At 54.2% G+C, this 26,822-nt stretch carries 17 protein-coding genes and 1 pseudogene; 13 read left to right on the top strand and 5 right to left on the bottom strand.

Annotated elements, in window-relative coordinates; translation table 11 throughout:
• Positions 1-224: 224 nt before the first annotated feature.
• Positions 225-3,245: a Tn3 family transposase gene (locus ACGHM3_RS22340; RefSeq protein WP_008250625.1), complete on the top strand. Its 3,021-nt coding sequence runs from the start codon at positions 225-227 to the stop codon at positions 3,243-3,245.
• A 74-nt stretch (positions 3,246-3,319) separates the two neighbouring features.
• On the opposite strand, the pseudogene ACGHM3_RS22335 reads toward ACGHM3_RS22340, so the two are convergent.
• Positions 3,320-3,919, bottom strand: a pseudogene (locus ACGHM3_RS22335) (integrase); the annotation flags it as partial.
• Between the two features lie 205 nt (positions 3,920-4,124).
• On the opposite strand from ACGHM3_RS22335, the gene ACGHM3_RS22330 reads away from it, so the two are divergent.
• Complete coding sequence (locus ACGHM3_RS22330; RefSeq protein ID WP_345426583.1) at positions 4,125-5,174, top strand: DNA-binding protein; 1,050 nt, start codon at positions 4,125-4,127, stop codon at positions 5,172-5,174.
• 406 nt (positions 5,175-5,580) lie between these two features.
• Here ACGHM3_RS22330 and ACGHM3_RS22325 read toward each other — a convergent pair whose 3' ends face one another.
• On the bottom strand, positions 5,581-6,597 hold the full coding sequence (locus ACGHM3_RS22325) for an AraC family transcriptional regulator (RefSeq protein WP_345426581.1): 1,017 nt from the start codon (positions 6,595-6,597) through the stop codon (positions 5,581-5,583).
• Between the two features lie 235 nt (positions 6,598-6,832).
• Between ACGHM3_RS22325 and ACGHM3_RS22320 the strand changes: the two genes are divergently transcribed.
• The 10 genes from ACGHM3_RS22320 (at position 6,833) to ACGHM3_RS22275 (ending at position 20,707) form a co-directional block, all read left to right on the top strand.
• A complete protein-coding gene (locus ACGHM3_RS22320; RefSeq protein ID WP_035528815.1) occupies positions 6,833-8,338 on the top strand; it encodes an aldehyde dehydrogenase in 1,506 nt (501 codons plus the stop codon).
• 35 nt (positions 8,339-8,373) lie between these two features.
• Positions 8,374-9,570 carry an iron-containing alcohol dehydrogenase gene (locus tag ACGHM3_RS22315; RefSeq protein WP_027951045.1) on the top strand — a complete coding sequence of 399 codons (1,197 nt, stop codon included), beginning with the start codon at positions 8,374-8,376 and terminating at the stop codon, positions 9,568-9,570.
• 12 nt (positions 9,571-9,582) lie between these two features.
• On the top strand, positions 9,583-11,160 hold the full coding sequence (locus ACGHM3_RS22310) for an AMP-binding protein (protein WP_345426574.1): 1,578 nt from the start codon (positions 9,583-9,585) through the stop codon (positions 11,158-11,160).
• Positions 11,161-11,168: 8 nt separating this feature from the next.
• Positions 11,169-12,719, top strand: a complete 1,551-nt coding sequence (locus tag ACGHM3_RS22305) for a wax ester/triacylglycerol synthase family O-acyltransferase (RefSeq protein WP_345426572.1) — start codon at positions 11,169-11,171, stop codon at positions 12,717-12,719.
• A 146-nt stretch (positions 12,720-12,865) separates the two neighbouring features.
• Positions 12,866-15,304, top strand: a complete 2,439-nt coding sequence (locus tag ACGHM3_RS22300; protein ID WP_345426570.1) for a TonB-dependent receptor — start codon at positions 12,866-12,868, stop codon at positions 15,302-15,304.
• 241 nt (positions 15,305-15,545) lie between these two features.
• Positions 15,546-16,334, top strand: a complete 789-nt coding sequence (locus ACGHM3_RS22295; RefSeq protein WP_345426568.1) for an enoyl-CoA hydratase-related protein — start codon at positions 15,546-15,548, stop codon at positions 16,332-16,334.
• Positions 16,335-16,377: 43 nt separating this feature from the next.
• Positions 16,378-17,619 carry a thiolase family protein gene (locus ACGHM3_RS22290; RefSeq protein WP_345426566.1) on the top strand — a complete coding sequence of 414 codons (1,242 nt, stop codon included), beginning with the start codon at positions 16,378-16,380 and terminating at the stop codon, positions 17,617-17,619.
• A gap of 13 nt (positions 17,620-17,632) precedes the next feature.
• Complete coding sequence (locus ACGHM3_RS22285; RefSeq protein ID WP_345426564.1) at positions 17,633-18,778, top strand: acyl-CoA dehydrogenase family protein; 1,146 nt, start codon at positions 17,633-17,635, stop codon at positions 18,776-18,778.
• Positions 18,779-18,798: 20 nt separating this feature from the next.
• Complete coding sequence (locus ACGHM3_RS22280; RefSeq protein ID WP_345426562.1) at positions 18,799-19,575, top strand: SDR family NAD(P)-dependent oxidoreductase; 777 nt, start codon at positions 18,799-18,801, stop codon at positions 19,573-19,575.
• 31 nt (positions 19,576-19,606) lie between these two features.
• Positions 19,607-20,707: a CaiB/BaiF CoA-transferase family protein gene (locus tag ACGHM3_RS22275; protein WP_027951052.1), complete on the top strand. Its 1,101-nt coding sequence runs from the start codon at positions 19,607-19,609 to the stop codon at positions 20,705-20,707.
• Positions 20,708-20,982: 275 nt separating this feature from the next.
• Here ACGHM3_RS22275 and ACGHM3_RS22270 read toward each other — a convergent pair whose 3' ends face one another.
• The 3 genes from ACGHM3_RS22270 to ACGHM3_RS22260 form a co-directional block, all read right to left on the bottom strand.
• Positions 20,983-21,276, bottom strand: coding sequence for a helix-turn-helix transcriptional regulator (locus ACGHM3_RS22270; protein ID WP_123035801.1), 294 nt, complete (start codon positions 21,274-21,276; stop codon positions 20,983-20,985).
• A complete protein-coding gene (locus tag ACGHM3_RS22265) occupies positions 21,269-21,628 on the bottom strand; it encodes a type II toxin-antitoxin system RelE/ParE family toxin (protein ID WP_123035800.1) in 360 nt (119 codons plus the stop codon). Before ACGHM3_RS22265 ends, ACGHM3_RS22270 begins: the two co-directional genes overlap by 8 nt.
• Before the next feature lie 172 nt (positions 21,629-21,800).
• Positions 21,801-24,848 (bottom strand): Tn3 family transposase, encoded by a 3,048-nt coding sequence (locus tag ACGHM3_RS22260; protein ID WP_123035799.1) that lies wholly within the window; start codon positions 24,846-24,848, stop codon positions 21,801-21,803.
• Positions 24,849-24,958: 110 nt separating this feature from the next.
• Here ACGHM3_RS22260 and ACGHM3_RS22255 point away from each other — a divergent pair, with 110 nt between their 5' ends.
• The gene (locus ACGHM3_RS22255) at positions 24,959-26,173 is read left to right on the top strand and encodes a site-specific integrase (RefSeq protein ID WP_123035844.1); all 1,215 of its coding nucleotides are present in this window, start codon (positions 24,959-24,961) and stop codon (positions 26,171-26,173) included.
• Positions 26,174-26,822 lie beyond the last annotated feature (649 nt).

The raw sequence follows: 26,822 nt of genomic DNA, 5'->3' as shown, positions 1-26,822 counted from the left end.
TCGAAGTGTTCCGGCAGGTACGGATAGGAAATTCAACCGCATGAGGCCAAGTATGGCACGAGTTTTGGGCCTCGAAACACGTTCGGCCAAGGAAGGGGTCCTAGGGATTTTGCCCCCAAATACTGCAAAAACCGCTGAAGTCCCCGTATTTACTGGCCTCCAAGCCACTATTAATTTTAATTTAGCTCAAGTTTCAGTATCTTCTTCGGCCTTTGGGTCAAAGAATGAGCAGAAACAAGCGACTATCGATTCTCACTGCCGCTGAAATCGAGGATTTATACGGCGTCCCGTCCTTCAACGAATCGTATCAGCGGTTTTACTTCACATTGAATGATAAAGAGCGTGCTGAGCTGGCCAGAATAAGGCAACGCAAGTATCGCTGTATCGCCATCGCATTGTTGGGCTACTTCAAATGCAAGCCCATCTTGCTCAATCCGACATTTAAATCCATGCGGGATGACCTGGAATTTATTGCGCAAAATCACTTCGATGGCCTGAAATTTCGGCGCTTCAGTCTGAAATCTGATCAAAAGTCCCGCATTTATGAGCGGATTTTTTCCATGATCGATTATGAAAATTGGAAAGATCCTGAGCATCAACCCCGGCTTGTTGAACACTTACTGGTCTGCGCTGAAAGCTGGGTCGCGGCGCGTGCTCTCTTTGATGCTGCCATTGAGTTCCTGGCTCACCAGAAAATCGCCATTCCTGCCTATAGCACCCTGCAGAAGATCGTCAGCCAGGTGGTTAACCAGCATCAGCAGCGACTGCATGAGAAGATCGGTGCCGCGTGTAGCCCAAAATTGACGGCTATACTAAATACACTGGTATCCGGTAATGACCAGCTTACGTTAACACAATTGCGCGGCAGCGCGCGCAATTTCACCGGTACCGAGTTGCAGAAAGAACTTGCAGTGTATCACCACATTCAACCGCTGATGGCAGAGGTGACCGCTGTCCTCGACTCGCTTTCTCTGTCTCAAAAAAATCAGCAGCACTATGCCGAACGGATTCACTATTACGGCGCCAAAATAAAACGTCAGTCGCCTGAGAATCAGTGCCTATATCTGCTTTGCTACCTACAGTTTCGATACCAAGAGGGGCTGGAACGGATGGCCGAAGGGTTCATTCATCACGTTCGACAGGTCAAGCAACGAGCGCATCAGCTGGCGCAGGACCGAGTTTATCGGGATTGGCAAAAGGCGGCTACCAATGTGAGTAAAGCTGCGGAAATCTTGCGTCTGTTCGTTGATGATCGTATCGATCCCAATACGTCATTCCACTCTGTACAGAAACAAGCATTCCAGGTTCTCAATGCTAGTGAGCTGAGCTCCGTCTGCCGGTATCTCGGCAATCAGAAGCAGTCGGCGGATGAGGCGTTCTGGCAACACCTGGATACAGAATCTACGTTGAGAACCGGCCTGTTACGATCACTCTTTTGTTGTCTTCGCATTGATGGCACCGATAAAACACAACGGTTGGCAGCGGTCTTGAGTCAAGCTCGACAGGAGCTGGCAGCCGGCAATATGCTCGGGGATGTCAGTATTGACAGGCGTCTTCCACCCAAAGCCACGCGACCACTCTTGTTGAAATCTGACGGCGGCATAGACAAGGCTAGATATGAATGGTTCTTGTATTTGCAGATTCCCAGCCGCCTAAACGGCCAGTTAGTGCTGCCAGAAGTCATACGGTATCGTGCACTGGACGACGATCTGGTAAAACCACAGACTTGGAAAAATCAGAAGCAGGCCTTGGTCGAGGGTACGAAGCAGCCCAAAATTACTGAGGATCCAAAGCAACTGATCCCGCGCATGACGGATCAGTTGGCCACTCGGCTACACGAGGTCAGTGACTACCTGGAACGCCTGGACAACAGGGATATCATTCTGCGCCCGAAGGGGGGTAAACACCTTTGGCGCTTACCGACTGCCGGCAAAAAACATCTGGTGAACAACCCGTTCTTCCAGCAAATGAGGGCAATCGGAGTCGCCGATGTCTTGCGCGTGGTGGATCAGGATACCGGATTTATTGACGACTTTGAGCACGTGCTGGGCATGACCTCCAAAAGCCGCCAGTATGAAGTGGACTTGCTGGCGATCCTGATCGCTAATGCCACAAACCAGGGCATCTATGGTATCGCCCAGATCTCCGACCGCACCTACGATCAGCTGAGTACGATCCAGGCGAACTACCTTCGACTGGAAACACTGAATGCCGCAAATGACCGCATCAACAACGCCACTACGCGACTGAGCATTTTTAATCACTACAATATCCAGGATGACAACCTGCATGCCAGCGCCGATGGCCAAAAGTTCGAAGCTAAGCGCGAGACATTCCGTACCCGGTATTCCTCAAAATACTTCGGCACCAGCAAAGGGGTCTCGGCTATCAGCCTGAACGCCAATCATATGGCAATCAATGCCCGGGTGATCGGCGCTAACGAACATGAATCCCATTACATCTTTGATCTTCTGATGAATAACAGTACTGAGATCATTCCAGATACGCTCTCCACGGATACCCACGGGGTAAACCACGTCAATTTTGCCTTGCTCGATCTGTTTGGATACCGGTTCGCCCCCCGATATGCTCAGGTAGGCAGGGTCATCAATGAGATGTTCAATATCTCCGAGGACGAGAATCAGCGCTTGAAACTCGCGTTGCGTAAACCGATTAATACACAGATCATCATGGAGTACTGGGACACCATCCAGCGAATTGCCGTCTCACTGGCTCACCGGAAAACCACCCAAGCCACATTGGTCCGGAAACTCTCAGGCTACAAGCAAAACCACCCTCTACTGAAAGCGCTGACTGAATATAACCGACTGTTGAAGGCCCAATATCTGCTGGATTACATCGATGACGCCAGCCTTAGAAACCACGTGCAACGAGCCTTGAATCGGGGAGAAGCTTATCACCAGTTGCGCCGGGCAATCAGCAACGTGAACAGCGACCGGTTCCGGGGAAATAGCGACGAGGAGATACAAATCTGGAACGAAAGCGCCCGGTTGGTAGCAAATGCCATTATCTACTTCAACTCGAAAGTACTCAGCAACCTGCTGGACAGCTTCGAGGAGCAGGGCAGCGAAAAATACATGGAAACCGTAAAGGGCGCATCACCTGTCGCGTGGGAGAATATCAACTTCCGGGGTACGTATACGTTCGCGCCGACGGGAGAACTTCCGAAACTGGATGATTTAATGGCGCCAATTGAGGGGTATCGGCCGAAAGGTGAAAGTTGATGCCTCTCTACAGGCCAGTAAACATGGGCGCTTCAGAGGCTTTTGCAGTATTTGGAGGCAAAATCCCTAGGACCCCCTGTTGCTTGCTGGTCCGTTTTAGAGCGAGGTAACCGGATGATCAGACCCTCGGGCTCCCACACCAGATCGCTCACTTGAATGGCAACCAGTTCGCTGCGACGAAAGGCCCCAAAAAAGCCAGTTAACAGCACTGCAATGTCCCGTTGCTTCTTTTTGCTGTCGGGCAGGTGCCGCAGGTAATTCACCATCTGAGCAATGTGCTCCAGGCGCAGTGCCTTGGCTTTGCGTTTTGGCTGGCCATGGGTGCGCCGAATTCCTTCCATCGTTTTGCGGACCAAGGGATCTTTCACGGGGTCAACGATGCCCTGGTAGTAGTGCCACTGCCCGATAGCCGTCAGATGGAGATCCAGGGTTCGAGAGTTGAGCGACTCGGCACGGGCTAAAAGGTAGCGAACCACTGTATCCCGATCTGTCGGGAGACGCCCACCCCATTTTTCAAACTGCCGGATGGCCGACCGATACGCCTTGCGGGTGTTATCTGAGGTCGCTGCCTGTAGGTAATGGCGCAGCGCTTCGGAGCCCTGGCGGACTATCTGACCTGACTCCTCATTACGTAACGATAGGCCAGTGGCCAATTTTGGCGGTTTATTGTTCATGCATCGGATTCCTACTGGAGTCGCTCAAAAGGTGGCTATGTACCGGCGTTACAAGTGGAAAAGTTTTGCCTGATCATATTAACCTACGATAATGGTCATTATCGGTGGTTAAATTTGGAAATTCAAGCGCGTTTGAAAATCATCAATATAATGTTATATTACGTGTTACATAATACGTTATTAAATAATCCGAGAGGAATCCACCATGGCCCGTGCCGGAGTCACTTACCACGACGTTGCCAAAGCCGCTGAAGCCATCAAAAGTCAGCGCCAAGAACCTACTGTAGATCGAGTGCGTGAACATCTCGGCACCGGCAGCAAAAGCACCATCGCGCCACTGCTCAAACGTTGGCGATCCGATAACGGAGAGGCGGCCGATATCGGCGGACTACCGAACGACTTGATCGAAGTGGTAAAGTCACTGCATGAGCGGGTGCAACAAATGGCCGGCCATCGTATCGAGCAGGCCCGTCTGGAATTTGAAGGTTACAATAAAGAGCTTCGCAGAGAGTTGACCGATGCCAAAAACACCATCGTGCAGCTAACTGCCCGACAACAAGACCTTGATAGCCAGATTGAGCGGCAAAACAAAGAAAAAGGTGAGGCAGAAAAGTCTCTGGAAGATGTCCGTATCAGCCTGGTTAAAGCCGAGTCCCAACGAGACGAAGCGATTGCGAGGGCGACTGAACTGAAGGGAAGTGTTGCTGAACTCAAGCAGGAAAACAAGGATATTCGGGAGCACTTTGAACACTATCAGCAGCGCACTGCGGAAGACCGTCAGCAGGAGCGCGTCCAGTTTCGTACAGTTACTCAGGGATTAAAAGACCAGGTTCGGGATCTGCAACACCGGCTCACCCAGGCCGAGTCCAAAGCGTCCGAATTATTTGAAGCCAATGCACAGTTGCAAAGCAACGCCGGCAAACTTGAACAGGTCAATGCAACGCTAAACAGGGAGCTAAACGGTAAGATAGAAGATATCCAGGATCTGAAACGCGATCTTGAAGATGCCGTGACGAAGTATCGGAATTTACTGCATAAAAATGAACAATTGGCGGAAAACATGGCTGTGGCCACCACTCAGAAAGCAGATGTCAGCAAGGAATTGGCTGTGTTATCTCAAATATTGGAGACCACCAAAGCCGAACTAAAGACCTGCCAGGACAAGATTGCATTTCTGACCGATGAGAACAAGGTAATCCTTCAGGAAAAGGCGATGATCCAGGGACAATTCAAGCAACTACAGGGCTCGCTTTGATAGTAGAAGTCGGCTGTATTTCTGATTACGCAAATCATGCGTAATTGCGCGTAAGTTTTGATAACTTCAATAATATCAGATAGATATGTTTAAAGTGGCTACATCTGGAAGTTTTACCGGTCGTATCTCAAATTAAGTGGATAGAGGCTATTGGACAGAAACCTACGGTTACGACGTGGTCTCGGGATTCAAAACCGTAGGTTTTCGTTCAAATGCCCCCGCTGGTCCGTATCTAACCGATTGCGTAAGATAACGCATTCAAACAGAAGCGAAGCCCGTGTTGGCCAAAAGGGTAACATTTTTGTTTCTTCGGTTTGCTTGTAGCTCCATGCCATATGTAGCATCCGCAATTCTATGCGGAGCGGGCTCGGGAAGCGAGGCGCGCCGTAGGTGAGCCCCTACACGCTTACTCCACCCCTTTTTCCCGACGGTAGTCGCGGGGTGACTTGCCGGTCCAGCGGCGGAAAGCCCGGGTAAAACTGCTGGTATCGTTAAAGCCCAGCATAAAGCTCATCTCGGTGATGCTCACCCGGGATTGTTCCATATAGTCCAGTGCGAGGGACTTTCGCACCTGGTTCAGCAGGTCCTGGAAGCTGGATTCCCGCGCCGCCAGCTTTTGCTGCAGTGCACTTGGGCTCATGGCCAGTTCGCTGGCCACCTGTTGTTTGGTACAGTTTTCCGACGGCAGTTTCTGCAAGATGACGCGCTTGACCCGGTTGACGATGTCCTCCGCGTCCAGTGCGGCGATATAGCTCTGCAGGATCTTGTCGTGTTCACTGGCAATCTCGCGGTTACCGCCCCGTAGCGGAATGTCCATGACAGCCTGGTCCATGCAGATTTCACAAGTGGTGGTGTCGAATGTCACCGGAACGTGAAAGCTTGTCGTATACAGGTCTTCGTAGCCCTCTGGTCGGGGGCGTGCGAGCGAGACTGAAATAGGCGCAAAATCGGGTAGGTAGATCATCCGAAAAACGCGGATGACGAATGCGTTCCAGGTGTCGATGGTTTCATAGGCGACACCGTCCGCGATCTCCTCCAGAACCAGGCAGTAACGATCTTCAGACTCATCAATGCGATAAACGCCCTGGTTACTGGCTATGCGGAAATAGTAGACCAGCCTTTCACAAGCATCCCGCAGGCTCGAACTGGCCAACAGGGCATAGCCCAGGGCATGCACGTTGGAGGGGTGCAGGAAGCGCGCTACGGTGAGACCAAATGCGGGGTTTCCGGTGGATTTGACAGACTCACGGAACAGGGTGGCCATCTGGGCCGTGGTATAGCGTTCAAGGGGATCCTGGCTCGGGGTGTCACTCAAGCCTGCCGCCCTGAATACTTCCGAAGCGTCGAAGCCATTTGCTTCCAGCGCCATATGAATCGCCATGGTATAGGACGCGATCGTAGTGGCCGAGGTGGTCTCGCTCATCCTCTTGGAAATTCCTCGTTATCAGTATCTCATCACCGCACACTGCAGGATAACAACTTGAAAAAAAAAGAAAAAGACCTTTTGTTCAGAGCCTGGTTCGGCACAGGGGGAGGTATAACAGGTGGCACGCTCTGACAGTTTTACCGGGTTATTTGTTTTTAGGGCCAAGTAGTGTGTCCGGCTTGGGTTTAGCCTACACAACGAATAACACACCAATCTCCAGAGAGAGGTCTACGTGAGCATCCCCACCCAGAACCACATCATTAACGGAGAGTTTGTTTCTCCTTCTTCCGGCCAGTATTTAGATCTCATTGATCCCGTTATGGGGCAGGTGATCGGCAAGGCCGCCGCCGGTAACAGTGCAGATGTCGATAGGGCTGTGGCAGCGGCAAGCGAGGCATTCAAGAGCTGGAAAAATACCGCTACCAGTGAAAGGGCCAATATCATTGCCCGTATGGCGCTGGTGCTGGGGGCCAATATGGAGGAATTGCTGGGCCTTGAAGCCAAGTGTACCGGGCTGTCGGTGACCCGTCTGCAGGGTTTTGATATCCCCGCAGTGATGCAGTTTGTGCAGATATTCTCGGAGAACCTGGAGAGCTATCCATTCGTCGAGTACCCCCCGGTGCGTGCTGTACCCGAAGCCCACGATGTGAAAATCGTCAAGCAGCCCCTTGGGGTTTGCGGCCTGATTACCGCCTGGAACGGCCCCCTGTTCCTGGCCTTCCTGAAAATGCTGCCGGCGATTGCCGCGGGCAATACTGTGATCATCAAGCCTGCCGAGACTGCGTCTCTGGCGGTAGTTCGGGCAATGGAGCTGATACAGGACCTGCTGCCCCCGGGTGTCGTCAACGTGGTGACTGGGCTTGGGCCGGACGTGGGAGCCGCCCTGTCTTCCCACCCGGGGATTGCCAAGATTTCTTTCACCGGCTCTGGTCGCACCGGTGCCATGATCCAGAAAGAAGCCGCCGATACCATGAAGCGGGTGACCCTGGAACTGGGCGGCAAGGGCCCCGGCGTCGTACTGCCTGATGCGCCGATTGAACTGACGGCCAGGGGGGCGACCTACGGCTTCCTGCTGGGCTCGGGGCAGATCTGCATATCCGGCACCCGTCTGTTTGTTCACGAGTCCATACACGATGAACTGGTGGCGCGCATGGCGGAACTGGCCGGTAAGATGAAGGCCGGCAGCCAGTTCGACCCGGCAACCACCCTGGGCCCCATGGCCTATCGAGCGCACTACGAGCGAGTGCTGGGTTATATCGAATCCGGTAAGGCCGAAGGCGCCCAAGTCGCCTGTGGTGGCGGGCCGCTGTCGGTAGAAGAGTTCCCCGACTCAATGTTCGTACAGCCCACCATCTTCACTGATGTTACCCCCGATATGAAAATCTACAACGAGGAGATCTTTGGCCCGGTGCTATCGGTTATCAAGTACAGCGATGTCGAAGACGCCATCGATATGGCCAACGACAGTTGTTATGGGCTGTCCGCAGGTGTCTGGACCGGTGACCCCATTGCCGCCCAGTCCGTCAGTCACCGCCTGGAAGCGGGCACCGTGTGGGTCAACGATTGGCATGCCATCAGCGGTGATATGTCCTTCGGCGGTATCAAGCAGAGTGGTTACGGACGGGAGATCAATATCGCGTCCATGGAAGGCTACCTGGAAACCAAAAACTATGTGACCAGTTTCGAGACTGACCCGAATGCCAAGGCCATGTATGGCCTGGTGCATCGCAGCGTCTGAGTAAACCGGTCGATCACCCTGAGAGGATAAAAACGATGTCCAGCACTGGCGCATTTCAATACTGGCAGCGGAGCATGATCCACGCGGGTCCCGGCACTGTCATTCGCCTGCCCGGCCTGTTCAGCGGCCTGGGTAGTAAAAACGTTCTCCTGGTCAGTGACCAGGGCCTGAAAGATGTGGGAATTGTCGACAAGGTCGCGGCCCTGTTTGACGAGCAACGCGGTCCTGGCGGAGTTCGCCTGGCGAGCGTGTTTACCGATACCGCACCGGATGCGGAATCCGGTTGTATCGACGAGTGTCTGAAGATGGCGCGGGCTACCGGCGCCGATGGCCTGCTGGCCGTGGGTGGCGGTAGCGTACTCGACTCGGTGAAGTTGGTAAAGCTCGCCATGTACTCCGGGGTAGACAGCGTGGCCCAGTTGTTGAAGTCGCCGGTGAAGATGATGCACTGGCCGGAAGTGCAGTATATGGGCGTACCGCATATCTCGGTGCCCACTACTGCCGGTACCGGCGCTGAAGTGACCAACGGTGCTGTGATTTACAACAAGGATCTGGGCATCAAGCACCTGATCGTAAGCCACTACCTGGAGTCGGATATCGCGGTACTGGATGCGCACATGACCACCGGCCTGCCGCCCATGCTGACCGCCGCCACCGGTATGGACGCCCTGACTCACGCTGTAGAGATTATGGGACATCCGAACACGGGGGATTTCACCCTGGCCCACGCTGAGACCAGCGCGAAGATCATCCTGGAGAACCTGCCCAAAGTGGTAGCCGATGGTTCGAACCTGCTGGCGCGCCAGGCCATGCTCAATGCCAGCGCCATGGCCTGCAGCGCGGTAGTGAACGATTTTGGGGCTGTGCCGGTGCACAATTTTGCTCACGCCTTTGGTGCGGCCTGTCATATCCACCACGGCGAGGCGAACGGTGTACTACTGCCCATCGTGATGGAGGAGTTCGCTGACTTCTACGTGCCGGTTGCCGATCGCCTGAAGGGCGTGTTCGGCGTTGAGGGCGAGGGTCGAGACGCTGTCCTGGCCTGCGCAGCTGCAATCAGCGGCTTGCTCGAAGCGACGGGGCATCCCCGCGACTTCGCCCGCCACGACATCCCTGAATCGAAGCTGCCTGAAATCGCCGCGGCGATCGCCGGCGATCCCATCGCGGCGTTCCTGCCGCTGCCCATGGACCTTATAGAAACGGTGTGCCGCCGGGTCTGCGGCTGGTCATAGGGAAAGGTTGCCATGAGAATGAATTTCAGCACTGTTAGTCAGCGTCTCGCGGATGCCTTCGCAGATCGTGAAGCCCTGGTAAATATCGAGCGCCAGCGGCGCTATACCTTCCGGGAGTATCATCTGCTGACCAATCGCATCGTTAACATGATGCGCCACAAATTGGACCTGCAGCGCGGCGACAACGCGGTGGTGATCCTGGATAACGACAATGCGTCCCTGATTCACTGGTTCACCGCGGTAAAAGCCGGCAAGGCCCTGTGTTATACCAATTACCGCGACAGCCTGGACGACCACACCTACCAGGTCGATACGGTCAACGCCAAGGTGGTGTTCATCGAAGCCGACCTGCTAAAAAGCCACTACGAGATGCTGCGCGAGCGCCAGGTCACCATTGTGGCGATGGATACGCCGGAAAAAGAGTACTCTGGCGTGCACCTGTTCTGGGAGTTGCTGGAGCAGGTGGACGACAGCAACCCCAACGTGGTGATCGACGACCGCGAGGACGTGGTGATCATGCGCTTCACTGGCGGCACCACCGGTCGCGGCAAGTGCGCCATGTATTCTGCCGACACCTGGCTGGCCTGCCGGGATTCCTACTGGGCCCTGCCTGATCCCGCCTGGAGCCCGGAAACCCGCTTTATTCACCTGGCGCCTATCACCCACGGCAGCGGCATGATGTTCGGCCCGACCCTGTTTAAGGGTGGCTGTACCGTGACCATGAATGTGCCTGACCTGGAAGCCTGGTGCGACAATATCGCCGCCGAGCGCATCACCAACGGCTTCGCCGTGCCGACCCTGTTATACCGCCTGTTGGATATGAATGAAGAAGGGCGGGCGCGCCTGGCAACCATGGAGAACATGTTCTACGGGGCCGCTCCCATGAGCCCCAGCAAGCTGGCGGAGTTACAGCAAGCATTCGGCAATAATTTCATCCAGGTTTACGGCTCCACTGAGCACTTCGGTGTGGCGATGTCCATGAGTAAGACCGACCATTTGGTGGGTGAGGACGGCGACGAATCGCACCTGGCCTCCGCTGGACGCCCGGCGCCGTTTACCGAACTGGAGATCATGGACGACGACGGCAACCCCGTTCCGCGGGGAGAGTCCGGTGAAATCTGGTTGCGCTCCCGCGCCATTGTATCGGGCTACTTCGGCGATCCGGAGCAGACCGCTTCCGAGTTTCAGGACGGCTTCTGGAAATCCGGGGATATAGGCCGCATCGATGAGCGCGGTTTTTTCCACATCGTCGATCGCAAGAAGGACATGATCATCAGCGGCGGTTTCAATGTCTACGCCAACGAGGTGGAGTCTGCCCTCAACAGCCACCCGGCAGTACTGATGTCTGCGGTGGTAGGTGTTCCGCACGAGGAGTGGGGTGAGGCAGTGCACGCGGAGGTCATGCTGAAAGAAGGGGCATCGGCCAATCCCGCTGAGCTGATCGAGCACGTGCGCAACGAATTGGGTGGTTACAAGACCCCCAAGACCATCGATATCGTCTCAGAGATCCCCATGAGTGTGGTGGGCAAGGTACTGCGTCGCAATGTCCGGGAAAAATACTGGGGCGAGGCCGGCCGCAAGGTCGGGTAAGTTAGCCTATGAGTGAGCTCAAGCAATTATCAGGGCAGGATGCGTCCTTCATCTACCTGGATACGGACCGCGCCAGCACCGGCGGTACCATGATCTATGTGTATGACCAGTCGACTATTCCGGGTGGCGGTCATCTGCGTTTCAAGGAAATCCTGGAGCATATTGAGTCGCGAACCTCTACCTCGCCCATATTCCGCCAGAAGCTGAAGCAGGTGCCCCTGGCTCTGGACTATCCCTACTGGGTGGAAGATGAGAACTTCCGTATTGAGAACCACGTATTCCACGTGGCCCTGCCCAAGCCTGGCGACTGGCGCCAGTTCTGTATCCTGGCCTCGCGGCTGACCAAGCCCCACTTCGACATGAATCGCCCCCTGTGGGAGATGTATGTGGTGGAGGGGCTGGACAATGTCGACTGGTTGCCCAACGGCAGTTTTGCCATTCTCACCCGTATGCACCACGCGGCGGTGGATGGTACCGCAGCAGCGCAGATGACCTGGGCCTTGCACGATCTGGACGCCAGGGGAAAGAAGCCGGGAGCCGGTGGTGAGCATGTCACCAGTCACATCCGCACCCCCAGCCACGTGGAGATGGCCACCCGGGCGTGGTGGAACAATGCCAGTTCGCCGATGCGACTGGCCCGGCCACTGTCGAATTTGCTGCCAAAGGCCGGGAGAAAACTGCTCAAGGTAGTGGAGCAGAGGGCGGTGCATCCCTTTGAAGAACATTCCTCGGGAAGCAAAGTGCCCACAACCCGGTTCGACGGGCGGGTTTCTCCTTTCCGGATTTTTTGCACTGCGCGCTTCAATCTGGACGAACTAAAGGGGATGCGCCAGGCCGTAGCCGACAGTACCATCAACGATGTGGTTGTGACCATCGTTGCAGGCGCTCTGCGCCGCTACCTGGACCACCACGGTGAACTGCCCGGGGAGACAATGGTGGCGATGATGCCGGTGAATACGCGCCCTGGGCCAGACGCGGAACCCGGTGCAAACAATATCACCTTTATGGGCGCCGCCATCGGCACCGACATAGTCGACCCGAAAGAGCGCCTGGCATTTGTGCAGGAGAATACAGCCCGATCCAAGAGCATCGTGGACGCCATCGGCGCCAACGATCTGACGGATATCAACAAACATATCCCCGCATCGCTGCTGGCGGCCACGGGCAAACTGATCGCACGGATTGGACTGGATGCCGGTGGCACCGGTAAGCGCCTGTTCAATGTCGCTGTTTCCAACGTGCCTGGCCCCAACGTGCCCCTTTACCTCAAGGGCGCCCGGATGCGGTACTGGTCGATTGTTGCACCGTGTACCGATGGCATGGGCTTGACTGTCGCTGTCACCAGTTACGACGGCGAAATCTGTATCAGTCCTACGGCCTGCCGCGAGATCGTGCCCGACCCGGAATTCCTGACCGAATGTATTGAGCAGAGTTACGCGGATTTGCTGGCAGCGAACGTTACGCCACCTAAACGACGCCCAGCGAAGGAGGTGGCAGCTAGAAAAGCTCCCCGCAAGAAAGCAGCGCGAAGAAAGGCAACCGGCAAAAAAACTGCTTGATGTACTTTTCAGGCAATAATTTTAATTGTTAGGGCAAGTACTCTGCCCCCTGATAGCGTGTTATTGGCAGGCAAATTATCCACCAAAAGTGGGGCGTTGCGAATATTTGCAGATCGCTCCTATAACTACGCAAAGAGAGGATATCCATGAACATTTCTGTCAAAACCAAACCACTGGCACTGGCAGTAGCTGTGTCACAGGTACTGCTTTACCAGTCGGTGCCCGCCCAGGCACAGAGCCTGGAAGAAGTGGTAGTTACAGCCCGTAAGCGGACTGAGACCCTGATGGATGCTCCAGTGGCTGTCACCGCTGTGTCCGGGCAGGCCATGGAGTCCCAGGGTATCTCCAATATGGAGCAGCTTTCCGGCAAGGTGCCCGGCCTGCAGATTGGCCGCGGTGCCCAGACAACCAACATCCGTATTCGCGGTGTCGGCTCCGGTATCAACAAGGGCTTCGAGCAATCCGCAGGCATGTACATCGATGGCATCTACCAGTCCCGTAGCCGCCAGTTCACTCAGTCCCTGGTTGACCTGCAGCAAGTGGAAGTTCTGCGCGGTCCCCAGGGTGTCCTGTTCGGGAAGAACACCGTGGCCGGGGCTATCAAGGTGGAAACAGCCAATCCGGTCGTCGGCGATGAGTTCAACGGGTCCATCAAGGCCGCGTTTGAGCCTGAGCAGTCCACCACACGTTACACTGGCATCGTATCAGGCAGTCTGAGCGACAGTGTTGCGGCCCGCTTGGTGCTGCGCCAGGAAGACTCCGATGGTTACATGGATAACAGGTTCCGGGACACCGATGAGCAGGAAGAAACCAACAAGATGGCTCGCCTGACACTGGCCTGGGATGCAGCCGACAACCTGTCGATTGTTGCCAAGGCGTCACACGTGGATATGGAAAGTACCGGCAAGGAAATGAACGCCTATACGATTGATGACCGCCTGCCCCCGGCTAGCACTCTGGCCCTCTCTGCCGCACTTACTGGTGGTCAATTTGCGGCGGCCGATGCACCCGGAGGCGATGACTATGAAAGTTGGGTAGGCAACCTGCAGTGGGGCAGGGGTGATACCGAGGACACGACTTCGACCGCCTTCTCTGTGAAAATCGACTGGGATGTCGGTGACTACACGGTAACGTCCTTGACCGGCATATCTGACTTTGAATTCGAGCAGTACCATGATGTGGACTTCCTGCCTCCCAACTTCATCGAGAATATCGACCAGGAAAAGCTGAACATGTTCAGCCAGGAAATCCGTGTTGCTACAAACTGGGATGGCCGGTTTAACTTTATCGCGGGTGTTTACTACGAGGACCAGGAGCTGGAATTGGACGAAGGTACTCACATCGATGGCACATTTGGCGGGCTAGTCCCCACCATTTTCGTGACACCGTTTGGTGAGACAGACACATCGTCCGGTCTGACCGATTTCGACCAGGACACCACGACAATGGCAATTTTCGGTGAAGTCACTTTCGACATCACCGATACCCTGAGCCTCGATCTTGGCGGGCGTTACTCGGAAGATGAGAAGGAAATGACCAAGCTGGTTACCATCGGCCAGGGCGCACCAGGGCAAGTAAACGATATAGTGACTCCTGACATTACTGCCGGGTCCGCAGATCTTATTGAATACCTGACCAATGTCATGGTGGCTACTGGCGATGCCGGTGCGACAGCTGCGGCCGCGGCACATGCCGGCAGCCTGGATCGATACGCTGCCTATTTTGAAGACGAGCGTGATGAAAGTCATTTTGACCCCTCTGCTCGCCTGCGCTGGGAATACAGTGACACCGGAATGGCATACCTTTCGTATTCGGAAGGTTACAAGTCTGGCGGCTTCAATTTCAGCCCGGATACAGCGAATCCCGATGGCTCGTCTCGACCCGGTCACGAGTTTGAAGACGAAGCCGTGACTGCCTGGGAGTTGGGTGTAAAACAGGACTTCATGGATGGCCGTGCGCGCGTCGCGACAGCCATTTACAGATCTGAGCTGGAAGATCTGCAGGTTACTTCTTGGGGTGGCACAAGTTTTGTCGTAGGCAACGCGGCGGAGCTGACCGTCCAGGGTATCGAGATCGAAGCGCAGTTCGCCGCTACCGATGCACTGGAAATCGGCGGCAGCTATGCCTACCTCGATCACGAGTTCGATTCGTATCCGGGGGCGGGTTGTTCCGTTGTCGAGATTGGCCTGGGTACCTGCCCGAACTCCGCTGGCGCAGGCACCAAGGACCTGGCCGGCGAGCGCGGCGCCTTTGCACCGGAGCACAGCGCATCGCTCTATGCTGATTACACCTATGCCTTCGATACTGTGGAGCTGAACATTCACGTCGACGTCAACTACAAGGATGAGTTTTACCTCGACGGTGACCTCGACGAAAACGCGCTGCAGGATTCCTACACCAAGATCGATGCAAGCATCGGCCTGATGTCCCTGGACGGTACCTGGGAAGTTGTCCTTTACGGCCGTAACCTGACTGACGAGACCACTTATACCGCCTCGGTTGACGCGCCGTTGAGCCCGGGTGTGTATGTAGGCTGGGTTGAAGAGCCCCGCGTTTACGGACTGTCGCTCGGCTATAACTTTTAAGTCCTTTCCGGCGCCTGCTGCCGAGGCAGCAGGTGCCGTTTTTTTCTCACCACCAATTCGCCCGAATCGACTCACAAATCTCCCGTCAACAACTATCATCCAGACAACTATTTAAGCTCTGATGACAAGGGGCCGGCAGCCCCGAGCGCTTATAGTATTCCGAGAGTGCAGGAGTGATGCCCGGCGTGGGTTTCCGCGAACAATGACGGCCCATAAACGGGCCAGTATCAGGAGTTTTCCAATGAGTGACGCTGCCCTTTTGTACGAAAACAGGGATGGAGTGGCCTGGTTGACCATGAATCGTCCCGATGCCATGAACTCCATCAGCCTGGATATGATTGCCCTGTACGAGCAGTACATGGAACAGATCCTGACTGATGACGCTATCAAGGTGGTGGTTATCACCGGCATGGGCAGAGCCTTCTGCGCCGGCGCTGACCTCAAGCAGGTGCAGGACAGCCTCAATGTGCCCCCGGGTGAGCCGGATTTCCTCGATCGCCTGTGCGACAACGTGTTGAACCCACTGCGTGACTTCCCCAAGCCTGTTATCGCTGCCCTCAACGGCATCACCATGGCCGGAGGCCTGGAAACTGCCATGTGCGCCGACCTTGTAGTGGCCGCAGAGAGCGCCCAGATCGGCGATGCACACGCCAACTTCGGGGTGTACCCGGGGGCGGGCGGTGCCGCGGTACTGCCGCGTATCGTGCCCCACAATGTCGCCAAGTACCTGTTGTTTACCGGCAATACCCTGTCAGCCCAGGAAATGAAAACCTACGGCTTCGTCAACGAGGTGGTGGCCGATGAAAATTTGCAGGAGGCCGCTCAGGCACTGGCCCTGCACATCGCCGCCAAGAGTCCCATCGCCCTGCGCCGGATGAAGTCGGTGGCCAACGCCGCCGCCGACAAGACCCGCGACGATGCCCTGTTGCACGAGATGTACGAGTTCCGCAAACACCAGCGCTCCTGGGATATGCAGGAAGGCCTGGCTGCTTTTGCCGAGAAACGCAAGCCTGAGTTCCAGGGTCGTTGAGCGCGAACGCTAAGACAAGAATCAGACACAGAGGTAGAGTGAAATGACAGATATTCTTATCGCCGGAGTTGGCATGACCAACTTCGGTCGCCACATGGACAAGAGCTACAAGGACCTGACCGCCGAGGCGGTGCAGATGGCCCTGGGCGACGCCGGAGCCGACAAGAACGAGGTAGGCGAGGCCTTTTTCGCTTCCTGCGTGATCGGCTTCCTGCAGGACCAGCACATGGTGCCCGGCCAGGTAGCCCTGCGCTCCATGGGTTTTGAGGGCATTCCCATTTTTAACGTGGAGGGCGCCTGCGCTTCCGCCACCTCGGGCCTGTACCTGGCGGCCCAGGCCATCCGCGCCGGCAGCTGTGATGTCGCTATCGCGGTGGGTACGGAGAAAATGTTCACCCATGACAAGGCAAAAATGTTCGCCGCATTTGATTCTGCCTGGGATGTGACCACGGTTGATTCAAACCAGGAGTACCTGCTGAAAATGGGGGAGGGCATAACCCCCCCGGAAGGCTCCCAATCAGGCAAGCCCTACAGCATGTTCATGGATGTGTACGCTGCCTTCTGCCGCCAGCACATAAAGACCTTCGGCACCACCCAGGAGCAGATCGCTGCGGTTTGTGCCAAAAACCACACCCATTCTGTACACAATCCCCTGGCCCAGTACCAGATTCCCTACACCGTGGAAGAGGTACTGGCCGCTCCCCCGATTACCTACCCCCTGACCCTGCCCATGTGCGCGCCCATTTCTGATGGCTCTGCTGCGGCAGTGTTATGCAACGCCGAGGGTCTGAAGCGGCTCAAGGGCGACGCCTCCCGGGCGGTCAGGTTGCTCAGCAGCGTATTCCGCTCCGGAACCAGTCGCGCGGCCGAGGACTACGAACAACACATTACCGCCCTGGCCGCGAAAGAGGCCTACGAAAAGGCTGGCGTGTCACCGCAGGATGTCAGCGTGGTTGAAGTACACGACGCCACCGCTATGGGCGAAATTATCCAGGTGGAAAACCTGCAACTGGTGCCCTGGGGCGAGGGCGGCCCCGCCGCCGAGCGCGGTGACTTCACCATCGGCGGCCGGGTGCCGGTCAATCCCTCCGGTGGCCTGGAGTCCAAGGGGCATCCCATTGGTGCCACCGGCCTCGGCCAGATTTTTGAGCTGGTGACCCAACTGCGGGGCGAAGCCGGCGCGCGGCAGGTTGAAGGTGCGCGGATCGCGGTACAGGAAAACGGTGGTGGCCTGGTCGGCCTGGAAGAGGCTACAGCCGCAGTAAGCATACTCTCGAAGCAGTAAAGGAGAATTAACGATGAATTTCCAACGAAGCGAAGAACAGCAGATGATTATCGAGAATCTGCGCAAGTTTCTCGATAATGAGATCGAACCGGCTTTCCGTGAACACGGCGAGGGTTTTATTCCCCGGGAGAAAATGCAGGGCTGGGTTCAGGCCCTGACTGAGTTCGGGATGACCAAGGCGCCATTCGGTGAGGAGTGGGGCGGTTTCGGCATGGACTGGCTCACTCACCTGATGGTATTTGAGGAAGTAGCCTATACTTCACTGGATATCGCCATTCCCGGCTTTATTAATGCCTGCGGCGCGGAACTGTTGCGGCGGACCGCCTCCGAGGAAATCCAGCAGAAATATATTCCCGATATCCTGGCCTGCAACAAGTTTATTGCCATCGGGATATCGGAGCCGGACGTGGGCTCAGACGTGGCCGCGGTCAAGACTCGTGCAGTGCTCGAGGGTGATCACTGGGTGATCAATGGCGAGAAGACCTGGATTACCAACGGCGAGTATGCGGATGTGTTTATCTGCACATGTCTTACAGGGGAAGGGGAGCTTACCCATATCCTAGTCGACCGTGAGGAACACGGTTTTGAAACGGTGGGGATCCCGAAAATGGCGCTGAACGGCCAGTCCACCTCCCAGGTATTCCTGTCCGATGTTCGCGTGCCTGTCAGCAACACCATTGGCGAGCGTGGTCAAGGCCTGAAAAACACGCTGAAAATCTTCGAATACGCCCGCTGTCACATGTCCATGTGGGGCGTTGGCGTGGCGCGCCGCGCGATGGACGAGTCCATCAAGTACTCACAGGAACGCAAACAGCACGGCAAATTGATCGCGGGCCACCAGTTGATCGCCGACAAGATCGCCACCATGGCGACCAAGATTGACGCCGCCAGGCTGCTGACCTATCGCGCCATCGATATGGTGGAGCGGGGAGCGCGGGCGGACAAAGAGTGTGCCATGGCCAAGTGGTTTGGCACTGAAATCGCAGTGACAGCGGCGCGGGATGCCGTGGAGATCCACGGTGGCAATGGTGTTACCAAGGAGTTCATCGTCGAGCGCCTGGCGCGAGAGGCTATTGTCAGTCCCATTCCCGATGGCACTACGGAAATCCAGAAACTGATCATCAGCCGGGCCCTGACAGGCGAACAGGCTTTCCGCTAACCCGGATTACAGGAGGAAACATGGAACTGAAAGACAAGGTTGTAGTAATCACCGGCGGTGTTTCCGGCCTGGGCCAGGCCACTGCGCGCTATATGGTAGGCGAGAAGAGGGCAAAGGTTGCCCTGCTGGACCTGAATGAGGAGGCGGGCGCGGCGATGGTAGAGGAGTTGGGCGAGGCCAACGCCATCTTTTGCCAGACTGATGTGACCTCTGAGGAGAGCATTGATGCCGCCATCGCCGCCATCATGGACAAGTTCAGCGCCATCCACATGGATGTCAATGCCGCCGGTATTCCGCTGCCCTGCAAGATCCTCGACCGGGAAGGCAAGGCCAGCAGCCTGGCAAAGTACGCTACGGTGATCAACGTAAACCTGATGGGCGTGTTTAACGTGATGGCCAAGTGCGCCGAGCAGATGGCCAGGAACGAGCCGGACGAGAACGGTGAGCGCGGTGTGATTGTGAACGTATCTTCCGGCGCAGCCTTTGAAGGCCAGATCGGCCAGAGCGCCTACAGTGGGTCCAAGGCGGGCGTGAATGGCATGAATATTCCCGCTGCCCGCGAACTCGGCCCCCTGGGTATCCGGGTGAATTCAATTGCCCCGGGACTGTTTGGAACACCTCTGGTGAAGGGGCTGGACCAGAAAGTGCAGGACTCACTGATCGCGATGTGCGAGGCGCCCAAGCGCATGGGCGAGGTGGATGAGTTCGCCCACGCCTGCGCCTTCCTAGCGGAGAATGGCTATATGAATGGCCGGGTCCTGCGCCTGGATGCTGCCACGGTGATGCAGGCCAGGTAGGCCATACAACCAACGCCTTGAGGAGAGAGACGTGGGACCGCTAGCCGGAATCAAAGTTTTAGAAATCGCCGGTATCGGGCCCTGCCCGATCGCCGGTATGATGCTGGCCGATCTGGGGGCGGAAGTCATCCTGGTTGAACGCGCAGCCGCTAACAAAAACGCGGCTGAGGTGGGTCAGAACGGCTTTTTCAACCGAGGCAAACAATCCATAGCTCTGGACCTGAAAGACCCGAAAGCGGTGGAAAGTGTGTTGCAGTTGGCGGAGCAGTCCGACGTGCTGATCGAGGGCTTTCGCCCCGGTGTAATGGAGCGGCTGGGGCTGGGGCCAGAGGTCGTGCATCAGCGAAAGGCCTCCCTGGTCTATGGTCGGATGACCGGCTGGGGGCAGGATGGCCCCCTGTCGCATGCGGCTGGACACGACCTGAATTACCTCGCCATCTCGGGGATTCTCCACTACGGCGGCCTGCCGGGCGATGCGCCTTATCCCACGCCCACAGTGCTGGGTGACATCGGTTCCGGTTCGAATATGTTGGTATTGGGCATCCTGGCAGCGCTGCTGCACGCGCAGCGCACCGGCGAGGGGCAGGTAATCGACGCAGCCATCTGCGACGGTGCCATCTATAACCAGACCCTGATCGCGGGCCTGCGAGGGGAGGGCGCAATCAGCGAGACCCCCAGTGAAACGTTCTTCGGCGGGGCATCACCCTGGTGCAACAGCTACCCCTGTTCGGACGGTCGCTACATTACGGTACAGGCCCTTGAACCCAATTTTTACCGAGAATTGATTGCCCTGTGCGGGTTTGAAGACGATCCTGACTTCGCCCGCCAGCACGACAAGAAGACCTGGCCTGCCGCCCGAGAAAAAATGGCGGTCCTGTTTGCCAGTAAACCCAGGTCACACTGGTGCGAATTGCTGTCGGGCACCGATGCCTGTTTCGCACCAGTACTGTCGCTGCCGGAAGCGGCGGAAGACGAGCACATCAGGGCACGCGAGTGCTTTGTTGCGGGTGAAGGCCTGTTGCAGCCAGCTCCTGCGCCGAAATTCAGTGCGACCCAGCAGGAGGTCGGTGATGTTCCGCGTTCCGGCGAACACACAGAGAGGATTCTGCGATCCCTTGGTAAGGCCGGCTGAATGTGCAGTGCTTATAAGGCTCCCAGAACATAAGCGGACGTGATTCTCCGCTCAGTGGGTTTAAGCCGTTGATTTCCCAGTAATTTTTCCCGCCACTTTTACAGGGAGTGAATTCGCATCTTTTTCGCTGATTTGTGCCGCTCTGGGTCCGCGGGCATAAGGGGACGAGATATTGCGTTCCCCCCACTTAAGCTATTTTATTTATAGTGATTCCTCACCACCTTTTCCTGAGACGCTTGATAGGGCATGCTTTTGGCCGAATCTGGCCCAGGTCTTTACATCGGGCTAAGGTTGATTTCTAAGGTCATCCCAAGCACTGCCGCTGCTCTACTAGCAGTTTGAAGTGTTATAGTTTCATTGTCTGGATCAAGCAATCTATCAAGCTGTGAACGGCTGGTTTTCAAGCGTTTAGCCATATCGGTTTTTGAAATATTTTGGTCAAGCATGGCAGCTTCTAGTTTTGCAGACAGTACTTTTTTGATCGCGGCATTTTGAACATCTTCATAGATACCATCTGCCTTTAGAAAGTCGTCAAAACTTGAACCTGCTCGAGGGTTTCTTTTAGCCATTTTTCTGATACTCCGTCTTCCGCTTCTGAGCGAGCTTTAAATCTCTGTCCGGTGTTTTCTGGGTCTTTTTAACCAGTCCATGCAATAGGATCATCTCTGAATTGTCGATATAGAAAAACACACGGGCGATCCCGCTCTTAATATTACTTCTGACCTCCCACAATCCAGGATAGCCAGATAAGGATTTGCACAGCGGTTCACCACAAGGCCAACCGAACTCCACTGCCATAATGTCCTGCCCGATTGTTTGCCGATCTTCTTGGGTCAGTCCAAGCAACCAATCTCTAACAGGTTCTTTCCCGCTGGAGAGCTGGTAAAAAACAGCGGTTATTTTTTTCTTAGGTGCTATCATTCTGCTGAATGTACCATATATGGTACGCTCCAGGCAACAAAAACAGTTTCTTACTTTTGTTTACGGCCTTGGGACCTGGGGGCCGAGGGTGAATGAATGAGATTTTCTGATCAGTGGAACCAACTCATTGTCTTGAAAGGATTCGTCCTTCTCCTTATATCAAAGCCAGAGGTCAACCCAGTTTCAGCGCAAGAATTTTCGCCATATCAAAGACATCATCATTAGCGGCGGGCCGTGTAAAATCATATTCCCCCTGCATATTGACATGTGCCCAGGCTATGATCGAACCACTGGTAATGGCCTCGAGCATGTCCTGCCTGTCGTCGGGATCAGCCGTGGATGATAGCCGTTGGGACAGGTACAGGTAATTCCACAGGACAATGGCATTTTGCATGAGCACTTTACAGGCCGTTGCTATTTCCTGTTCCTCCTTGGTGCCTACCTGGAATTCCTGGTTGTTAGCAAAAAATACAGCCGCTGAAAACCTGTTGGCTAATTCCACTTTATTCAGTTGCTTTTCAATACGCTGACGTAGCTCTACGTCATCATAGTAAGTCAGTATAAACTGGGATTTTATAATGCGTCCGAACTCCTTTAATGCCCGGTACAACGGATGATCTTTCGCATAGGAGCTTAACCGCTTGAACAGTTGCGAGGCGCTGGAATAGCGCAGTTTAATCGTAGCCATAAAGCGGAGGATGTCATCCCAGTTTTTGAGGATGAGTTTCCGGTTGATTGTGCGACTCGGCACAATACTGTAACCGCGCCTTTGATATGTAGATTTGCTGGAGAATCCATACAGCCGCTGTTCGCCAATCTTCTTAAAACGTGGGGCAAATGCAGTATCTATCATATGCGTGGCCGTAAATATGGCTTCAGAAAATCCGTGTGTATCCGTCGAGTGTATGTCACTCTTGACGACTTCATTCTGCATCAAGCCATCAATGACATAGGCGGCCTCTCTATCGGATGCACTAATCACGGTTGAGTGGAACAGGGCATGGCGCTCATCGATGAAAGTATACATCGTGACGCCTTTATCCTTGCCGAAGTATTTGAATGAATAACTTGCATGCAGTGAATCTACTCCAACGTTTACCTTGCGCCCGTCACTGCTGGTATGCAGCTGGTCCGGATATTTTTGAAACGCGTTGGATAAAGCGAGCTTGTCAATCTGGCCAATAATAACGTTGTTCGCTGCCTGAATATTTTTCAGGCTAAAGCACCAGTTAACGGTGTTTTTCAGCGTGCTTTCGTTGATACCTACAGAGATCTGGGACAGTTTATCAATACCAATGTTACAGCCCATGCCCATAATACCAGCCAGAACCGTTTCGACATTCGGCTTGAGCTTGTGGTGTTTGGGGCTTAGATGTTTAAAGTAGCGGGTGAAGTCGCTCGTTCGGTTAATGTCCCGAAGAACGCGCAAAATGGGAACGATGCCGTTCTCCTTCAATAGGGTGCCATTATATCCGTCTTCACTAAATGACGTACCGGGCGTACTGACCTTGGCATAGCCAGAGTCGTCAACAGATAGGTACGTGTTATTCCCCTCACCAAAGCGTCCATTGACAGCCTGGTATGTGCTTTCTAGTGTTGTTTTGAGTTCCGCAAGGTAGCTTGCGCCATCTGCGAATTTTTGTAGGCCTGCCAATGTCAGCAAGCGATCCCTTTCTTTCCGCCAGCGTGCAGTAGGAATCAGGTAGTCCTGTATAGCGCGATAACGGTATGAATACTGGAGGTTAAGCTTGCCCGCGCGCACCGCATCCGCAACGGATTGAAAAAGTAGTATTTTGTACAGCGATGTGCGGAATGTGGTATCGCCTGCGACAATGTCTTGTTCCTTTTCTGGCAGGAAGTCCAGAGGTGGTGAGTGTCCGACATTACCATCCGTCACTTGAAAATGTGTCATGGCTGCAAATAACGGCTCCTCCGATGACGCCTTATCGAATACCAAATTCTTAAGCACTGAGGACACCTTGCGCTGGAGGCGCAGAGATTGGTTTTCCAGGGTATCGTAATAGTGCTGACCCTCTGTGTGTTGATCGAGTAGTTGTTCATAGAATTGTAATTTCTCTGTCTTGATATCTCCCTGCAGAGCCTCATAGTCATCGATCAGACGTTCAATCTTTTCCATTCTCTCAGAATCTGATTGGTCCTTGCATCGGACAATACGCGTAATTTCGTCCAGTAGATGGCGTGAATTTCTATGGGACGTGTTGATTGTTTGGATAGCAGTCTTTCGCTCTGACTGCGTTTTTTGCTCTTTTTGAGCAAGCTTCTTATTAACGCCATTCGTAGCGGTGCGGACACTTTTTAGGAAAATATCCATCAAGACATCTTGGCGGAAATAGTACTGGTGCTTGATGAAGGACAGTAAATGGAGGTGACGTTTCTGTGGATTGGGAAACTGCTTCACTTGTGTCAGCGTTGCCTTCTGTACCCAGGTAGCGTAGTACTCTGTGGCTTGTTGGTTCAAATTTAACTCGTCAAAAATTGATCGAAACTGTTCGAAGTGATCTCTGAGCGTCCGGGATGCGTTGACATTTTGCTGAATATCCTTGGCGCGCAATGACTGGTTAACCTGTTTGATTTGCCCGAGCAAAGGTAGCCAGTGATTCTTCGGATTTGCTAGCAATACGTCTAGCGAGGATTTTTCATCCTCGCGCAATTCTGACGACAGGGTGTTTAGCAGGCTGGATTCCACGATATTGAAGCTGTCCGTAATCACTGTGGATAACTGATGGTAGGTCGGTATTTCGATGCGTTGCTTCCAGCAAAAATCAATTGCAGCAACAAATACCTGATCTGGCTTCAATTGCTGCTGGGCCAACAATTGGATGCGTTCAGCAATCAATGTAGCATTGGACTCATCGAAAGGTGTCCAATCCAGCAGTGTCAGAATGCGTGATCTATGCTGTAAAATTCGGGCTGAAGGATAGCGATCGAAATTGAATTCATCTGTGACGCTGAGAAGTCGCTTCACGTATTGGATATCCCTACGGCGATACACAGATGGCACAAAGAATTTCCCGCAGTACCGGAAATACCCGAGCTGCAAAAGGAAGCCGACTTTATTTGTCGTTGTGCGTAGCTGACTCAGAGTTCGTCGAATATCCTCAGTCACGACAAAGTAGGCGTGACGTTGTTCTTTTGTAAAGACGGGAGGGGAGTCGAATTTCCGTTTTTCAGTGGGCGACAGAAAGACCAATCGCGTCATATAGGGACTCCTGAATACATATTGCCTTGCCTATTATTATCTATATACTGTGATAACTATTATTAATACGGTAAATGTATCAGCGTGAGCAGCCGATGACAACCGCTAGCATGAGACGGCCTCCACTAGCATACCTGGATGCCATGGAGTATATCGATAACGCGAGTCCGCCCGACGACCTGTCGGAAGCGCAGAGTCGCGATTTCACCATTGCTGTGCAATTCCTCCAACAGTACACCGGTAGCGCCGCAACGTTTAATAGTTACCGTCGTGAAGTCGAAAACTTGCTGCAATGGACCTGGCACATTGCCCTGACCACACTGGATGGACTGAAGCGAGAGGATATCGAGAAATTTATTCGGTTTAGTCAGCGTCCACCAGCCGCCTGGATCGGCGTTAAGAAAGCGCCACGTTTTATTGACAGTGAAAGTGAGCGCCGACCAAACCCCGAGTGGCGACCCTTCGTGGCAACGGTCTCGAAATCTGCCCACAAAAAGGGCGAAGCGCCCTCTAAAAAGGACTATTTCGCCTCAAATAACAGCATCAAACAGCTGATGGCTATCTGCAGTAGTTTTTACCAATATCTGCTGTTAGAGGAATATGTCTACAGCAACCCGGTGGCCTTGATTCGGCAAAAAAGTAAGTTCGTGCAGAAGCGTCAGGGCCAAACTAGAGTACGTCGATTGAGTCCACTTCAGTGGCAAGTGGTCATCACTACCGCTGAGCAGATGGCCGCAGACAACCCGGGATCTCATGAGCGAACGCTCTTCATGTTATCCGCGCTTTACAGTATGTATTTACGGATATCAGAGTTGGCGGCTAGCGACCGCTGGACACCCACGATGAATGACTTTCACAAGGATAACGATGGATTGTGGTGGTTTACCACGGTAGGAAAAGGCAATAAAGAGCGGCAAATAGCGGTTAGCGATACAATGCTGGCTGCGCTAAAACGCTGGCGGAAGTTTCGGGGGTTATCGGTACTACCCACGCCAGCTGATGACTCGCCACTACTTCCGGTTCATCGGGGCCAAGGGCCTATGGCCAATACCACACACATACGGTCTATAGTACAAGACTGTTTCGACAAGGCGATTCAGAGCCTGGTTGCTCAGCAACAAACAGAGGAGGCCGAATCACTGATGGGTGCTACCGTGCATTGGCTGCGCCATACAGGTATCTCAGAAGACGTCAAAACCAGGCCCAGAGAGCATGTGAGAGACGATGCAGGCCATAGCTCCAGCGCCATTACCGACAAGTACATTGATATAGAGCTCAAAGAGCGGCACAAATCAGCGAAGAAGAAGCGAATTCACTCCCTGTAAAACTGGCGAGAAAAAATACAGGGAAATCAACTACATAAACCCACTGAGCGGAGAATCACGTCCGCTTATGTTCTGGGAGCCATCATTGGGAGCGCAGGATACGAAATTGATGGATTGCGTGGTTATCACGCAGACATAGTCTTCTTGGGTGTCGGTGGTTTAGGTGGGCAGACTCAAGAGTATCGCAATACATTTTGGAATGAGACTGTAGGGGTATTGAAGCCATCAAAAATAGTTCCAATTCACTACGATAGTCTCACGGCTCCGATAGATCAAAAATTCGTAGGGCAATCTATTATTCTTGAGTATCTCGCGGGGAGTGAAGATGAGACACTTCCTTTTCTGGAAGAGAAAGAGGGCAATAGTGGTGTCACCTTACTCACGCTCCCCAGGTATGATGAAGTAGTTATCTTCGAATAGCCGACTGAGGATAACCTGTGGACGCATTTATAACTACATCGAAGTAATCAAGTGTCCCCCATCAACAGGCAAAGCAACGTCCCTTACAAATCTACCCGTAGAACCGCCCTAAAGCATAATCGGGACATCCAGTAATATAGGGAACTCTACATCCACTCTGCTCAATCGTAGCGAGAGGTGGTTTAACGGTTTCTTTCGCCTGGTACACAGGACGACCTTTTGCCCGTAA

The organism is Halioxenophilus aromaticivorans (assembly GCF_042850945.1).
Taxonomy (GTDB): Bacteria; Pseudomonadota; Gammaproteobacteria; order Pseudomonadales; family Cellvibrionaceae; genus Halioxenophilus; species Halioxenophilus aromaticivorans.
The sequence above is the reverse complement of the archived record's forward strand: the minus strand, read 5'-3'. Positions and strand labels throughout refer to the sequence as shown.